Source organism: Aliiruegeria haliotis (assembly GCF_003003255.1).
In the GTDB taxonomy this organism is placed as follows: domain Bacteria; phylum Pseudomonadota; class Alphaproteobacteria; order Rhodobacterales; family Rhodobacteraceae; genus Tropicimonas; species Tropicimonas haliotis.
The window spans coordinates 312,009-327,355 of record NZ_PVTD01000003.1 but is presented as its reverse complement, the minus strand read 5'-3'; the positions used below and the strand labels follow the sequence as shown (position 1 = coordinate 327,355).

The 15,347-nt window shown below is 63.2% G+C and carries 14 protein-coding genes; 7 read left to right on the top strand and 7 right to left on the bottom strand.

Translation table 11 applies throughout. The features are described 5' to 3' along the window. Positions 1-24: 24 nt before the first annotated feature. Together CLV78_RS10790 and uxuA are read left to right on the top strand one after the other, a co-directional pair. Positions 25-1,446 (top strand): mannitol dehydrogenase family protein, encoded by a 1,422-nt coding sequence (locus tag CLV78_RS10790; protein ID WP_245924955.1) that lies wholly within the window; start codon positions 25-27, stop codon positions 1,444-1,446. After that, the gene (gene uxuA / locus CLV78_RS10785) at positions 1,446-2,612 is read left to right on the top strand and encodes a mannonate dehydratase (protein WP_106204808.1); all 1,167 of its coding nucleotides are present in this window, start codon (positions 1,446-1,448) and stop codon (positions 2,610-2,612) included. The genes CLV78_RS10790 and uxuA overlap by 1 nt, the downstream gene beginning before the upstream one ends. Here the strand turns inward: uxuA and CLV78_RS10780 are convergent, their stop codons facing one another. The 4 genes from CLV78_RS10780 to rfbC form a co-directional block, all read right to left on the bottom strand. Further along, complete coding sequence (locus tag CLV78_RS10780; protein WP_106204807.1) at positions 2,613-3,728, bottom strand: NAD(P)/FAD-dependent oxidoreductase; 1,116 nt, start codon at positions 3,726-3,728, stop codon at positions 2,613-2,615. Between the two features lie 18 nt (positions 3,729-3,746). Beyond that, positions 3,747-4,622, bottom strand: a complete 876-nt coding sequence (gene rfbD / locus CLV78_RS10775) for a dTDP-4-dehydrorhamnose reductase (protein ID WP_106204806.1) — start codon at positions 4,620-4,622, stop codon at positions 3,747-3,749. Beyond that, entirely contained in the window at positions 4,619-5,662 is a 1,044-nt protein-coding gene (locus CLV78_RS10770; protein WP_245924953.1) for an NAD-dependent epimerase/dehydratase family protein, read from the bottom strand. Before CLV78_RS10770 ends, rfbD begins: the two co-directional genes overlap by 4 nt. A gap of 302 nt (positions 5,663-5,964) precedes the next feature. Next, positions 5,965-6,531 (bottom strand): dTDP-4-dehydrorhamnose 3,5-epimerase, encoded by a 567-nt coding sequence (gene rfbC / locus CLV78_RS10765; RefSeq protein WP_106204909.1) that lies wholly within the window; start codon positions 6,529-6,531, stop codon positions 5,965-5,967. A gap of 222 nt (positions 6,532-6,753) precedes the next feature. Between rfbC and CLV78_RS10760 the strand changes: the two genes are divergently transcribed. Next, positions 6,754-7,965 carry a glycosyltransferase gene (locus tag CLV78_RS10760; RefSeq protein ID WP_106204908.1) on the top strand — a complete coding sequence of 404 codons (1,212 nt, stop codon included), beginning with the start codon at positions 6,754-6,756 and terminating at the stop codon, positions 7,963-7,965. Here CLV78_RS10760 and CLV78_RS10755 read toward each other — a convergent pair. From CLV78_RS10755 to CLV78_RS10745, 3 genes are all read right to left on the bottom strand, one after another. Beyond that, positions 7,962-8,795 (bottom strand): glycosyltransferase family 2 protein, encoded by an 834-nt coding sequence (locus CLV78_RS10755; RefSeq protein WP_106204805.1) that lies wholly within the window; start codon positions 8,793-8,795, stop codon positions 7,962-7,964. The genes CLV78_RS10760 and CLV78_RS10755 overlap by 4 nt on opposite strands. 135 nt (positions 8,796-8,930) lie before the next feature. Further along, the gene (locus tag CLV78_RS10750) at positions 8,931-10,640 is read right to left on the bottom strand and encodes a sulfatase-like hydrolase/transferase (protein ID WP_106204804.1); all 1,710 of its coding nucleotides are present in this window, start codon (positions 10,638-10,640) and stop codon (positions 8,931-8,933) included. A 73-nt stretch (positions 10,641-10,713) separates the two neighbouring features. After that, entirely contained in the window at positions 10,714-11,970 is a 1,257-nt protein-coding gene (locus CLV78_RS10745) for a DUF3179 domain-containing (seleno)protein (RefSeq protein WP_106204803.1), read from the bottom strand. 432 nt (positions 11,971-12,402) lie between these two features. On the opposite strand from CLV78_RS10745, the gene CLV78_RS10740 reads away from it, so the two are divergent. From CLV78_RS10740 to CLV78_RS10725, 4 genes are all read left to right on the top strand, one after another. Continuing rightward, entirely contained in the window at positions 12,403-13,791 is a 1,389-nt protein-coding gene (locus CLV78_RS10740) for a tetratricopeptide repeat protein (RefSeq protein WP_146136676.1), read from the top strand. A 228-nt stretch (positions 13,792-14,019) separates the two neighbouring features. Beyond that, the gene (locus CLV78_RS10735) at positions 14,020-14,310 is read left to right on the top strand and encodes a ribbon-helix-helix domain-containing protein (protein ID WP_106204801.1); all 291 of its coding nucleotides are present in this window, start codon (positions 14,020-14,022) and stop codon (positions 14,308-14,310) included. An 89-nt stretch (positions 14,311-14,399) separates the two neighbouring features. Next, positions 14,400-14,795, top strand: a complete 396-nt coding sequence (locus CLV78_RS10730) for a VOC family protein (RefSeq protein ID WP_106204800.1) — start codon at positions 14,400-14,402, stop codon at positions 14,793-14,795. 28 nt (positions 14,796-14,823) lie between these two features. Continuing rightward, the gene (locus tag CLV78_RS10725; protein ID WP_106204799.1) at positions 14,824-15,342 is read left to right on the top strand and encodes a twin-arginine translocation signal domain-containing protein; all 519 of its coding nucleotides are present in this window, start codon (positions 14,824-14,826) and stop codon (positions 15,340-15,342) included. Positions 15,343-15,347 lie beyond the last annotated feature (5 nt).

Below are 15,347 nucleotides of genomic sequence, written 5' to 3'. Positions count from 1 at the left end.
GATGCATAGCAAACGGAGACAGATGTGAGTGTTGAACTGTTGAAACCACAAGGCACTCCGAGACCGGGAGTGGGGATCGTCCACCTTGGGCTGGGGGCCTTTTTCCGGGCCTTCGGCATCCCATGGATCGCTGAGGCGATGGAGACCTCGGGCGGTGACTGGGGTGTCGTGGGCGTTTCGCTTCGCTCTCCTACCGTGCGCAACGCGTTGGCGCCACAGGGCTTCGCCTACACGGCGGCGGAACTGGCGCCCTCCGGCGGTACGCTGCGGGTAATCGAGACGGTGCAGGACGTGCTGGTCGCGCCGGAGGATCCGCTCGCGCTCCTCGACCGCATGTCCGATCCGATGGTCAAGCTGGTGACGCTGACGATCACCGAAAAGGGCTACTGCCACAACCCGGCCACCGGCACGCTGAACCCGGACCACCCGGACATCCGCGCCGATCTTGCGGGGGAGCTGCCGAAATCAGCCGTGGGATTCATCGTGCGTGCCCTTCAAAGGCGCAAGGCCGCAGGGCGTGCACCCTTCACTGTCCTGTCCTGCGACAACCTCCCGGAAAATGGCCGGGTGACACGCGGCGTGGTGCTTGAACTCGCCGAGAAGATCGACCCCGAACTTGCCGCCTGGATCGCCGAAGAAGGGCGGTTCCCCTGTTCCATGGTCGACCGGATCGTCCCGGCCACGACCGATGACGACATCGCCCGGCTGGAAGCCGAGACCGGGCGCCATGATGCGGGTCCGGTTATGCACGAACCCTTCCGGCAGTGGGTGATCGAGGACGATTTCGTGAACGGCGAGCGGCCCGATTTCGGCGCCGTCGGCGTACAGATGGTCTCTGACGTGGTGCCGTTCGAACACATGAAGCTTCGGATGCTGAACGCGGCGCATTCCTCCATGGCCTACCTAGGGTATCTGGCCGGGCACGAGACCATTTCCGCCGTGGCCTGCGACCCGGTCTTTTCGCGCTTTGTCGAAGGGCTTTGGAAGCGTGAGATCATTCCGGCGCTGGCGGCTCCGGAGGGGGTCGATCTGGAGGAATATGCCGCGCAATTGCTGGAACGCTTCCGCAATCCGGCCATCCGCCACCGCACCTGGCAGATCGCCATGGACGGCAGCCAGAAACTGCCACAGCGGATCCTGGCGACGCTTGAAGAAAACCACGCCAATGGTCGGCCGTCTCCAGGGCTCGAACTCGCTGTCGCGGGCTGGATGCGCTACGTCGGCGGTGTCGACGAGAAGGGGGAGGCGATCGATGTCCAGGACCCGCTCGCCGAACGACTGCGGGCGTTGTCCGATGGCGCGAGTGACGAGAACAGGGTGCAGGCGCTTCTCAGCGTGCGGGAGGTCTTCTCCTCCGCGCAGGCTGTCGCGCTGGAGCCGGGTGTGGCGGCGGCCTATGACCGTCTGCTCGAAGTCGGGGCACGCAACGCAGTGGGAGAAATCTGATGCTTGAAAGCTGGCGCTGGTACGGCCCGTACGACAATATCGCGCTCTCGGAGGTTAGGCATACCGGTGCGTCCGGGATCGTCACCGCCTTGCACGAGGTCCCCTACGGCGATGTCTGGACACGCGACGCGATTGCCGACCGACGGCAGGAAATCGAACGCGCCGGGCTGAAATGGGTGATGGTGGAGAGCCTGCCCATACACGAGCGCATCAAGCGCGATGATGGCGACCTGTCGCAGCTTTTCGCGAATTACCGGCAGTCGATGGCGAACCTGGCGGAGCAGGGTGTCAATGCGATCTGCTACAACTTCATGCCGCTGCTGGACTGGACACGTACCGATCTGACGGCGCCGACGCGATATGGTGGCACCTGCCTGCGGTTCGAGGCCACCCGCATGGCAGCCTTCGAGATCCACATGCTGGAGCGGGAAGAGGCGGCCGAGGACTACCCCGCCGATGTTCTGGAAGGGGCCAAGGCCTGGTTCGAGGCCTCGGGTGAGGAGGAGCGCAACACGCTTCTGGCCTCCATCATGTCCGGCCTTCCGGGCGCCTTCGACCGCTACGACATTGCGGGGCTGCGCAAGGCACTCGCGCTCTATGACGGCATTGGCCGGGAGCAACTGCGCGTTCACTACAAGCGGTTCCTCGAAGAAGTGGTGCCTGCGGCGGAGGACCTCGGTGTGCGTCTTTGTGTGCATCCCGACGACCCGCCCCGCGATATTCTCGGCCTGCCACGCATCGTTTCGAACGCCGATGACATCGCCTGGATCATGGGCGCTGTCGACAGCCGGGCCAATGGCCTGACATTGTGTTCCGGCTCGCTCGGGGCGAACCCGGCAAACGACGTACCTGCCATCGCGCGGCAGTTCGGCGACCGTATCCACTTTGCCCACCTGCGCAATGTGGCGAAGGACGCGGACGGCTCCTTCGAGGAAGCAGAGCATCTCGATGGCGACACCGACATGGTGGACCTCGTCCGCGCCCTTCTGGAAGAGGAAGCGCGGCGCAAGCAAGAGGGGCGCGCCGACAGCAATATTGTCTTCCGCCCCGACCATGGGCACGAGATGCTGATGGATGCGGAACGCCAGAACCCGCCCGGCTATCCTTTGATCGGCCGGATGAAAGGCCTGGCAGAGTTGCGCGGGGTGATCCGGGCGCTTGCCTGATCAGTGCAGTATCCGGGCCACCTCGTCGCCGATGGCAAGCGAGGAGGTCAGCCCGGGGCTCTCTATTCCAAAGAGATTGACCAGGCCGGGGAGGCCATGCACCTCTGGCCCGTCGATGCGAAAGTCGGCGGTGCCGCCCGGCCCGGTCAGCTTTGGCCGAATGCCGGAGTAATCTGGGCTGAGCGCACCCTCGGGCAGACCAGGCCAATAGCGGCGAATGGCGGCATAGAAGCTGTCGCCGCGTGCGGGTGCGACCGCGTAGTCGAGGTCCTCCGGCCTGATGCCCTCGGGGATCCATTCCACGTCCGGGCCGAAACGCAGGTTGCCGGCAAGGTCGATCGTGGCATGCACGCCCAGCCCGCCATCGACCGGCGCCGGATAGACCAGCCGGCGGAATGGCGCCCTGCCGGACAGGCGGAAGTAATTGCCCTTGGCAAATCGATGCTCCGGGACCCACTCCATCGCCACGCCTTCGATCTTCCGCGCGACATCCGGTGCCGACAACCCGGCGCTGTTGACCAGCCGCGTTGCGCTGAGCTGCATTGGCTCCGCACCACCGGTAGCGAGCGTAAAGGCGCCCCTGCCCGGCGTCGCGCCTGCCAAAGGCGTGCGCAGGGCGACATGCCCGCCGGCGCCCTCGATGATCGCGATCAGGGCGAACATGTATTGATGGCTGTCGAAAATGCCGGTTTCGGGTGACGACAGGCCGGCGGTTGCCTGAACCTCCGGTTCAAGACCGGCAACCTCGGATGCGGAAAGAAGGCGAAGCCCCTCGACACCGTTGGTCTGCCCCTGCACCAGCAGGGCCTCGATTTTCTCCTGCTCGGCTTCGGAGGTGGCGACGACAACCTTCCCGCACTTCGCGCAGGCAATCCCTCGCGCTTCCAGAAAGCCGTAGAGCTGCCGACGCCCGGAAACACACATTCGGTGTTTCAGGGAACCCGTGGGATAGTAGAGGCCGGCGTGGATCACCTCGCTGTTGCGGGCAGAGATGCCTTCGCCGGGGTGGGCGGCGGCTTCCAGCACAAGGACGGATTGCCCGCGTTGGGAAAGCTTCGCCGCACAGGCAAGCCCGACAGCGCCGGCGCCGATCACCGCCGCGTCGAAATCAGCCATGGCAGTTGCTCGGGTCGGTCACAGGTGCCCCTTCGCCGCGAGGTAGCGGCCAAGCGCATCCCGCCAATCCGGCATCGGCGCGATCAGTTTCGCGGCCCTTGAATTGTCCAGCACCGAGTATCGCGGCCGCGCGGCACGGGTCGGGAACTCTGCCGACGAACAGGGGGTCACCGTGGCCTCGATCCCCGTCATGCGGATGATCTCCGACGCGAACTCGTGCCAGCTTGCCTGTCCGCTGCCTGCCACGTGGTAGATGCCCGGCGGGCTCTCGCGCGCGATCAGAGCGAGGATCGCGTTGGCGACATCGGCGGTGGCGGTGGGCGACATGACCTGATCTGCGACCACCTTCAACGCACCACGCTCAATGCCGAAACGGATCATCGTTTCCACGAAGTTCCCGCCCTTGCCGGAGGCGCCTGCCACGCCAAAGAGCGATGCGACCCGCAGGATGACCGTGTCTTCATGCGCCAGCCGGGCCAGCGTTTCACCCAACGCCTTGGAGGCACCATAGACATTCACCGGCGCGGGGGCATCGTCCTCGACAAGCGGCACCTGCCGGGTGTGATCGCCACCAAAGACATAATCCGTGCTGATATGCACAAAGCGCGCGCCCTTGTCCGCGCAGGCGCGCGCCATTGCCTCCACCGCATGGGTGTTCACGGCAAAGGCCAGTGCGGCATTGTCCTCGACCTCGTCGGTCCTGTGATAGCTCGTACAGTTGATCAGCAGGTCGAAATCGCTGGCGGCAAGGGCCGGGCCGATGCTGTCGACCTGCGACACATCCAGTCGGTCACGTCCCAGCGGAACGAGATCGAACGGTTCCCCCGCAGCCCTGTGTGCGGCGCGGATGTCGGTGCCGAGCTGGCCGTTCGGCCCAAGCAGCAGGACCTTCACGACCCAAGGTCCACCAGGCCACCGTGCATTTCCATGCCCCGGAGGAGCGAATGCCACTTCATCAACTCCTGATACCAGGCGAGTGTGATGGTGCGGGTGGTCTTCGCCGTGGTTCCGGCCTCCAGCGCGGCACAGATCTCCGCAGTGCCATCGGCGGCTGTCTTCGTTGCCGTCCAGCCAAGCGCCTCGATCTTGTCGAACGCAACGCGGTAGGACCGGTGATCGGGGTCGCCATACCATTCGATTTCCACGTCACGAGGGACCGCGTGCGCCACGATCTCGGCCAGCGGACCGAGCTGGTAGTTGTTCTGGTCTGACCCAACGTTAAAGATCTGTCCGCTGACCTTGTCGCGTGGGGCGGTCAGCATGAAGATCTGGGCGCGGGCCGTGTCGGTGACATGCACCATCGGTCGCCATTGCGAACCATCGCGCATCAGCGGCAGCTTGCCCGTCTTCCAGGCACCTTCCGACATGCCGTTGATCGCCAGGTCGAACCGCATCCTGGGGCTGAGCCCGTAGACCGTCGCCTGCCGCAACACGATCACGCAAAAGTCGTCATCCGCCAGCGGAAGAACGCCCAGCTCGGCCATCTCGTTGGCCTTGGCATATGTGGTGAGCGGGTTGGTCGGCGCGGTTTCGGGAACGACCACGCCGGGGTCCTGGAAGCCGTAGATAGAACAGGAGGACGGCAGGATATACCGTTTCGCGCCAGCGGCCTTGGCAAGCCTGGCGCAGCGGATGCGGCTGTCGCGGTTGATCTGGTAGGTGGCGTCCTGAAAAAGCTCCCCGGAGGGATCGTTCGACAGTGCCACGAGGTCGATCACCGCATCGACATTGTCGAGATGCGCGGGCGTCAGGTGCCGGCTGTCCTCCACGATCACATCGAGGTTGGCGTGATCCGCCAGCAACTCCCGCCCGAAGAAGAACCGGTCCAGCGCCCGCACCTTGTACCCCTGCTCCAGCAACATCGGCACCAGCGTGGTCCCGATGTATCCACCGGCGCCGGTGACCAGGATCGTTTCGATCTCACTGCTCGTCATTCTTCGGTCCTATCGTCTGCCCCGTGCAAGCTCGTTGCGCCCTGTGCGCTGTCCTGTCTGCTGCCGGGAGTTCGGTGCGCGCACCGTATCCCCGCGTGCCCGTAGGGTCGAGGGGATGGCCCGGCAAATCCGGACAGGGACCAAAACGTCGCGCGTGCGGATCGCAGGCAGGTACGCCGACCATCCCGGGCCCGGCGAGGGCCCGCCGATTGGCGATTGCACCAAGGGATAGGGAGTGGGCCAAATTGCCGGCAGATCCCGACGGGATGTGGCACGGGACGCCTGCACATGGCTCGGGTGGATCAGGACAGAGAGTCCCTGAAGGGGCTGTCCAGTTCGTTCAGGCGCGGCTGCACCTTGTCCTTGTCCGATAGCACCGCCTCCGCCAGCGGCCAGTCGATCCCCAGCGCGGGATCGTTCCAGAGCAGTCCCTTGTCATTCTCGGGCGCGTAGTAATTTGTCACCTTGTAGATAACTTCGGTGTCCGGGCGCGTTGTCATGAATCCATGGGCAAAACCGATGGGAACAAGGATCTGCGACCAGCTTTCCGCCGTGATCTCGGCGCTGATGTGTTGTCCGTAGGTGGGCGACCCAACGCGCAGGTCGACCGCAACGTCGAAGATCGCCCCCCGGATCACGCGCACCAATTTGTCCTGCGCGAACGGTGGCGTCTGGAAGTGCAAACCACGGAGGGTCCCGGCATCGGCCGAGAGCGAGTGATTGTCCTGCACGAATTCGAGGTCCATGCCTGCGTCGGCAAATGCCCTGCGGTTGTAGGTCTCGGAGAAGAAGCCGCGATGATCACCAAACTTGCGCGGCGTGATGATCTTCACGTCAGGAATGGCGAGGGATACAACGTCAAGGGTCATGAAATTCACGTTCCGGATGTGGCTGTCGGGCGGCCGGGCAGCATCGGCGACGGCTGCAAGTGGCAAGAGATCGCACGGGGTGTCAACCGGTTTCCCACGCCCACTTGGCGCGTCCATGAGCAGGCTTGATATCAGGGACAGGCTGCCGTCTAAAGACGACATGTGCCACCTGTGCCGAACCCTTTTCGCCCCGCAAAGGACACCGCCGTGACCACCCGGGCGATCGAGACACCCCGAATTGCCTACCTGACCGGTGCATATCCGACGGTATCGCACACGTTCATCCTTCGAGAGGTTGCCGCGCTACGGGCGCTCGGGTTCGACGTTCGGACCTGCTCCATCCGGCGCACGGATCCTGACGTGCACCATCGCGGCCCAGAAGAGAGGGAGGCAGCGGCGAGCACATTTTATGTACTGGCCGAAGCGCGTCGGCCGATGGCCTTCCTGGCGGCGCAACTGGCGGCAATGGGGCAACCCCGCCGTTGGCTGCGCGCAGTGAAGCTCGCCTGGCGGACGCGACCTGCAGGCGCTCGGGCATTGCTCTATCAGGGGTTTTACCTCGCCGAGGCAGCGGTGCTTTGCCGGCACTTGCTGCGGGAAGGCGCTACACACCTGCACAATCACTTCGCGGATTCCAGCTGCTCGGTGGCGATGCTGGCCAGCGAGATGTCGGGTATTCCCTTCAGCTTCACCATGCACGGCCCGCTGGAGCTTTACGACGCTCCGCGCTGGCGCTTCGACGTGAAGGTTGCGCGGGCCCGCTTCGTGGCGTGCATCAGCAACTACTGCCGCAGCCAGATGATGCTGTTTTCGGATCCCGAACACTGGGGCAAGCTTTCCATCGTGCACTGCGGGGTGGATCCCGCCCGATATGATCGTCCGCGTGGCGAACCGGGACAGCATGTGGTGTTCGTCGGTCGACTTGCAGCGATGAAAGGGGTGCCGTTGCTGATCGACGCCTTCGCACAGGTTCTGGTGTGTCATCCGGGGGCGCGGTTGACACTCGTCGGAGACGGGCCCGAGCGACCGTTGATCGAGGCCCGCGCGGAGGCGTTGGGGATCGGTGCAAACCTCACGTTTGCCGGGTTTCGCAATCAGGAAGAGGTTGCCGAACTGCTTGCGGAGGCGGATGTATTCGCGTTGCCGTCCTTTGCGGAGGGAGTCCCGGTTGTGCTGATGGAGGCCATGGCCAGCCGGCGACCGGTTGTGGCGACCCGCGTGGCCGGGGTTGGCGAGCTTGTGGAGGACGGCGTGTCGGGCACGACAGTGCCGCCCGGCGACGCGTGCCCGCTGGCGGAGGCCATTGCCGCCCTGCTGGACAATCCGGAGCGGGCGAGGGCAATGGGCGATGCCGGGCGGCAAAGGGTGTGCTCGGAGTACGATTCCGCACGTGAGGCGGCGCGCCTCGGCGCCCTGCTGCAACCGGCCGGTTAGCCGCGTCCTCTGGCCCAGTGGTCCGGATCGTATCGCCTTGCATGTGCTGCAATCGAAACGGCCACATAGACAAGGTACCCGGCCGGTCCTGCAAGAAAGAGCTGCAGGTGGTCCTTCATGCGGACCGGCGGCGTGTCCTCGTTTCGGAACAGCTCCGGATAGCGAACCGCCAGTTGCCGGTTGCCGGCATCCCAACGGCGACGGACCCTGACGAGGGGGCCAAACCCCTCTGCCAGAATCCAGGAATAGGGCGCGGGCACAGCGACGCGTTCGCGTGGCGCGAACTGCAGCCGGACAAAGATGTCGTCAGCAATAATGTCGGGAAAGATGCCCCATCGCGCCCGCCCGGCGGCATTAACCGCAAAAAGCCCCGCGCTCGGTGTTCCCGCCGACATGAAGGGCACGCGCATCCAGGTGCGGGCGTAGGCACGACTGACCGCACTCTCCGGAGGCTTGATCTGGAACCTTCCCGTGGCATGGAGCGGCTGCGCAGGCGCGAGGGCCTGCATGAGTTGTCCCAACAAGGCGGGATTGCAGACCACGTCCGCATCCAGAAAAATCCGCGGTCCCGGTTGCGCGATCGCCTCTGCCGCGTTGATCGCCGCGGTCTTTCGCCCTTCCGGGATCTCCACCACCGAAAGGTGCCAGCCCCGTTCGGTGAACACCTCGATCCGGCTCCGGGCGATCTCGGCCGTCTTGTCCCGACAACCGTTCGCCGCGACGATGACATGAACCGCGCCTGGTGCGTTTGTGTCCTGCGCGCGGAGAGCGTCCAGCGTCCGACCGATATAGGCGGCCTCGTCATGTGCCGGGATGATGACTGTGAACACTGGCGCGGAGATCTCCGAGTTTGGGCCGTGCGCCAAGTCCTAGCCTCTGCCTCCCCGCGTGGCCAGAGGCCTTCGAGCGACAGCGCCCTCCCCACACCGCGCGCGGTGCGGGGGGGGCGATTTTGTCCGGCCCGCCTACTCCTGCCTGTCCGTGCCGCCGGCATCTGGTCCGTCCGGGGTCGCGGCAACGACAGCTTCCTGCTTGACGAGGAAGGCATCGACAGCGGCCTGGCTTTCCGGGCGCAGGTTCTCGATCCCTTCATAGGGGACTCCGAAGGCCGGAGGCGTGTCGGGGAAGGCTTCCTTGCGCTTCATGTGCCTGCCAAGGATGCGGACGAATTCCTGGCCGCCCCACGCACCGACCTCCGTCGAGATGGCATACTCCTCGCGGGTGTCGCGGAGCAGATCGAAGAACTCTGCCACGATCGGGTTTTCGCCGGGGCCGGGCATTTTCAGCTTCAGCTTGTCCTTGACGATCGCTTCGGGCTTGTTGATCGAATAGAGGATCACGTGGTCCCGACGTGCCTTGGATTCGTCGGAGAACAGGAACGCGGCGGATTGGTCGACACCGTCAACCAGCCGGTCGCGTGGAATGTACCCTTCTGCCCCGGCGAAGCGCGACAACGTCGTATACAGATCCGAGACGTGGACAATACTGTTGAGCAGCCCGTCCGCCTCGATCATCCCGGGCCAGCGGATGAAGGCATCGACCCGCACGCCACCTTCGGTCGTGTCGCCCTTGCCGCCCTTGTAGATCATGGGTGTAAAGCCCGATTGCGGCGCGTATTTCGTGAAATGCCCGTTGTCCCCCATCACGACCACTATGGTGTTGTCCGCCACGCCAAGCGTGTCCATCTGCTCGAAGAGCTCGCCGAGCCAACGGTCGAGCATCTGCATCTTGTCGACATAAAGCCCGCCGTTGACGCTTTCGGGCCCATCGCGACCTGCGCGCGTGTTGTCGAGTGGGACCATCGGCCAGTATTGCAGGAAGAATGGATCGCCGCCGCCCACCAGTCGTTCCAGCTCCTCCAGCGTCTTGTCCTGGAAGGCCTGGTTCATCTCGTCGTACTTGGCAGCGGTCCAACGTTCACCCGTTTCCATTCGGATCTCGCGGATCGGGCCGCCAGCCTCGCCCTCGATGACGGTCATCATCGCCGAGGAGTCCGGGCGGAACCAATTGTCGACCGTGTAGCTGCCGTCGAAATCCATGATTGCGACTGACACCTGTTCCCGGATCGCGTCATCGTTGAAGATCGTCAGCTGACCCTGCTGGTGGATGGCGTGCTGGGCATAGTCGAACCCCTGGTTCATTGCCCAGCTTTCTGCGATGTCGCCCATGTGCCACTTGCCGACATGGGACGTGGCATAGCCTGCCTCCTTCAGCACTTCCGCGAGTGTCACTTCTCCGCCCGGAAGGCCAAATCCGGAAATGTCCACGCTCGTGTCGCCCATCCCCATCCGCACCGGCAGGCGGCCCGTCATCTGGGCAACGCGTGTCGGGGTGCAGGACGGCTCGGTATACATGCGCACCATTCGCAACGCCTCGTCCGAGAAGGCGTTGATGTTGGGCGTCTCGTAGCCTCGGACCGCATTCAGCTCCGGAATCCCGAGATCGCCAAAGCCGATATCGTCGATCAGGACGCTTACGATGTTGGGAGGCTTGCCACCATTGGATTCGCGGAACCTATCGAGCCGTTGATTGACTTGCAGATCATCCTCGGCCCATGCCTCCGCATGCTGCGCCTGAAGAATATAGTACTCCGCGTCGTGGATGATCGGGGCGTCCTCGGCTTGCGCTGCCGCGGCGGATACCAGGACAGTTGCAATCACTGTTATTGGTTTCATTGGGTTCTCCTGTCTGTAAGCCATTCGGCAAGTGGGCTGACGGTTTCGCACGTGGTGTTTCGGACGACTGCCTTCATGCGGCGGCCATAGCCGCAGGCTTGCCCTCCGGAGCACCAAGCCGGTTGATGTCCGTTTCCGGGAAGAACTCTGCCCAGACATGCCAGAATACACCGGCGCGAAGTGTCTCGACGCGCTCCAACCTGCCGCGGTCGCTCTCGCCCCAGAAATCGCATCGCGTCACCGGCTGTCCGCTGTCATTGTACCAGACGCCGAGGCTTTCGAACTTCGGGTCATAGCTGACGACAAGGTCGCGCCCGCCGACAGTGGCGTTGACCAGGAAATCGTGCTCCACGACGAAATCATCGGTCCAGCAAACAGCATCCTGGCCGATGGTAACGCCCCAGACATAGGCCTTGTTTGGAAGCCGGTCGTCGAAACGGCTCATGTTGTCCATGACCGGCGCCGCCTCCTGATGTTGGCGGCCGATGCCCCAGCCAAAGGTGATTTCCGTCAGCATGTCGAAAAGCCGGAGGAAGGGGTTCGACGAAGGCTTGTTCAGGAACACCTCACCCTCCGGGTAGGCTTTCTGGAAGGCGCGGAATGTCATGCGAAAGGTGGGCCATGGGCGCATCGCGAGGCTGGGCTTCAACGGGCAGACCATCCCCTCCGCATCAGGATCGATGTCCGCTTCGCGGATTCCGTAGATGTGCTGGATTGGCTCGCCTGTCGTGTTGTCGCGCAGGATCAGGTTGTTGCCGTGTTGGGCCAGGACCTCCAAGTCCAACCGCTTGCCCTCGACACTTGGCGCGTAGCCGATGCCGAGATTGGCCATCGCGCAATACGTCATGACGATGTCCTTGCCACCGAGTCCGTTGTCATTGCCGGCGAGGTGGGGTCGCATGATCTGTGAATCCGGATGGGCGCGGGCATGTCCATTGTTCTCGATCACGACCACCGGTGCGCTCGGGCCTACCCATTCCTTCGCCTCCTCGATGGAGTAGTAGCGCGCCGTGTCCTGCTGGTTGCGAAGCCCGACGTGGACCCAGACCCAGGGAAAGACATAGAGGAAGATGATCAGCAATGTTACCGCCGGTACGCCCAGAACATAAAGCCAGCCGGGCCCACCGCCCATCCAGTGGCCGACCAGCATCATCGCCAGAGCGATCATACCCGCAGTGATGTACTTCTTCTCATTCTTGATGAAGCGGACCATGTTCTTCCGTTCCACTTTGAGAACCATCTGCGAGACGTCCCCGAGGTCGCGGAAATACATGAACCCGATGGTCAGAGAGACCGCCAAGCCGAGGTAGAAGAGGGTGTTTCCAAGCATTGTCGAACGCTCTCCGTTGGATGCTTTATCGAGGTCCAGTGCGATTGCACGAGGCCGGTGGTTGCAGGTAGGACCAGAGCTCAAGTTCCAATCCGGCGAGGCTGTCTTGCACATCCGCCAGACACGGATCGTCAGCATCGAGAGGCAATAAAGCCATCAGTGTCTCGTAGTCCCGGCAAATCTCCGCAAACACCGCATCGCGTCTGCGAAGGTCCCGGATCAGCTCCGAGTGATCGGAGAATGCGCTTCCAAGTCGTTCCACTGTGCCTGAGCGCTCCCTGATGTGCTTGGCCAGACCCGGCGGGCGCAAGCTCTTGTTCAAGTCAAAAGTCGCACAGCTATCGGTTGATCTGTAGGTTTCTTGGGGTATCGTGTTACGTAACGGATCATGGATTTCAGGGGGTTACCCGCGGAAATCAGTTGGAGCACGCTGTGGGAATACCCGGTGAATCAGGGACTTCGAAGGCGGAAGGCGACGCGTCTGTCCCGGGTTCCTCCGGGATCATTTCTGCGCTCGAAGCGATTCTGGACAGTCCGGAGTTCGAGGGGGCGGAACGCGTACAGGCATTTCTCGGCTATGTCGTCAACGAGACCCTGCAGGGGCGCGGGGAGAGTATTCGTGGCAAGACAATCGTCGAGGATGTTTATGGACGCTCTCCCGTCGAAGGGCGCGATCCAATGGCCGTCGTCAGGGTCGATGCCGGGCGCCTTCGCCGTCGGCTGGAGACCTACTACGCCGGTTCGGGCGCGAATGACGAGGTCCGGATACGGCTTACTCCCGGAAGCTACGAACCTTCCTTTGAGCGGAAGCCGTTGGATGGTCCGGCGCCCGAAACTCGGGAGGTGGATCTAACGCCGGTTCCGGCACCAAGACGCCCATGGCTTCTGCCGGCCGCGCTAGGCGGGCTGCTCCTGTCCGGAGGCATTCTCCTTCTGGGTGTAGTGGGCTCCGGATTCTGGGGCGACACGGAACGCAGGACCGCAAAGGCAACATCCGACCGCACCGAGGAGACCGCCAGAGCCGTCCGCGAGGCGCTTTTTTCGGCCTCACCCGCACGGCTTCAGGCCGCCAACCTGTCGGCTGAAGCAAGGAGGCTGATATTTCCGGCCCTTGAGCCCCGCTGGCTGGCGATCGTGCTTCAGATGTTCCGGCTGACGATTGAAATGGATCCGGGCTTCCATGGTGGATATGCCGGTGCGGCTCAGGTCGAGGCGCTCTTGGCGGTCTCCCTGCCGCCCGGGCCGGAAAGAGACGGACGCATTGCCAGCGCGTCGGCGTCCGCGCAGCGGGCGATGTCGCTCGCGATCGGCGAAAGCTGGAGCCACTCCTCCGCGGCGCTCGTCGCCTTTGCCCAGCGGGATTACGCCGCTGCATTGCGCAGTTCCTCCCGCGCTCTCCAACTAGGGCCCGATGACGTTCATGCGTTGACCGTGGACGCGCTCGTCGCCTTGTTCGCCGGCGAATTCGAACACGCAATCGCGGCTGCGGACCGGGTCGAGGAGATGCGCGGGCCAACGGACAGGTTTCCGCTCCTTGGCATCCGTGGCACGGCCAACTTCCATCTCGGCAAGTACGAAGCTGCGCTGGAACTGTTCAGCGAAAGCGCCCTCAAGGGTGATCCGATCAGTCCGATTTCGTTGGGATATCTCATCGCCACGAATGCGCGGCTCGGAAACATGGACCAAGCCCGAGAGATGAACGACCTCCTGCAATCCGCATGGCAGGGGTATCCCCTTGATGCGCTATACAGGACGCTGTTCCGGGATGGGGCGCATGCCCAGGACGTTATCGACGGCTTGATCGACGCAGGTTGGCATTGATCCTCACTCGCCGTTGATCCGGGCGAGGAAAGGTGCGCGCCGCCCGGAAAGCGTTCGCAATCATATCATCTTTCGGCAGGTCCCCGTCGCATCGACTGGCGGCCCGGTTCGTTGCAAATGGAACGTTGACACAGGAGCCGCCATTTTCGACTGTGGTCGGACGAAGTCCCGTTTTCCGGTTCTACAGCGTTCACAACAACCAAGAAGCCAACCAGCGGAGCGCCAGCCATGTGCCAGATCTTTGCCGGCCAGGAACCCGACGATTATCAGCCTGAAACGCGCCGGATGCGGCTCAACGGGCATGGAACCAGCATTCGACTGGAACGTTCTTTCTGGGAAATCGTCGATGAAATCGCGGCATCCGAAGGGCTGTCCACGCCTGCTTTCGTGTCTCGCCTTCATCTGGAAGTCCTTGAACTCAGGGGGGAAGTTGTCAACTTCACCTCGCTGCTGAGATGCGCCTGCCTGATCCACGCCGGGCGCATGCAGATGGATACGAGCGCCATCGCGGCCGAATAATCGCCCTGTAGTATAGACCTACTACCCGCACCCCGAATTGGTCCGCTAGCCTTACCAATGTGAGCCAGAGAGGCTCCAGGGGAGAGGCTATGGCCAAAGCAATTCACTCAATGATTCGCGTTCTCGACGAGAGCCGCTCGGTTGAGTTTTATGAAGCCGCATTCGGACTGACATCGATCGAGAGGATCGATTTCGACGGGTTCACGCTGATCTACATGAGCAACGGCGAGAGCTCCTTCGAGGTGGAGCTGACCGTCAACAAGGATCGCACCGAACCGTACGATCTCGGCGACGGCTACGGCCATATCGCCTTTTGCGTCGACGATCTCGACGCAGAGCATGCCCGACTTGAAGCCGCCGGATATGGCCCGAGAAAGATCGTGGAGTTCAACCGCGACGGGCATCCCTTCGCGCGCTTCTTCTTCGTTCAGGACCCCGACGGCTACCAGATCGAGGTTCTGCAGAGGTTGGGACGTTTCCACTAACACGCAATTCTTCGGGGAGGAGAGAAGAATGACGTCAAGGAATACCAAACTGACACGGCGGCAGCTATTGTCGCGCAGTGCCGCAGCGGGAGCGGCTTTCGTGGTCGGCGCCGGATATGTCGCCGGAAGCTCGGCGGCCTGGGCGATGAATGTCGAGCATGTCCAGCCAACGACCATGGCAACACTAATCCAGATGGCGCGGGACATCTATCCGCACGATCACGTCGCCGACGAGTTCTACGCCGCGGCCGTCAAGGGCTATGACAGCGCGGACGCCGCGCCGATGATCGAGGCGGGTATCGCCGCGCTGGACGCGGCCGCGCGTGGCAAGGGATATGCGAGCTATATCGAGGCGGGTTGGGAGCGGGACCGCGTCGACATTCTGCGCGGGCTCGAAAACAGCACCTTCTTTCAGACCATTCGCGGCGGGCTGGTGACCGGCCTCTACAACCAGAAGGCCGTCTGGCCGCTGTTCGGCTACGAGGGCGAGAGCTTCTCGAAGGGCGGGTACATCGACCGCGGCTTTGACGACATCAACTGGATCTGAGGGAG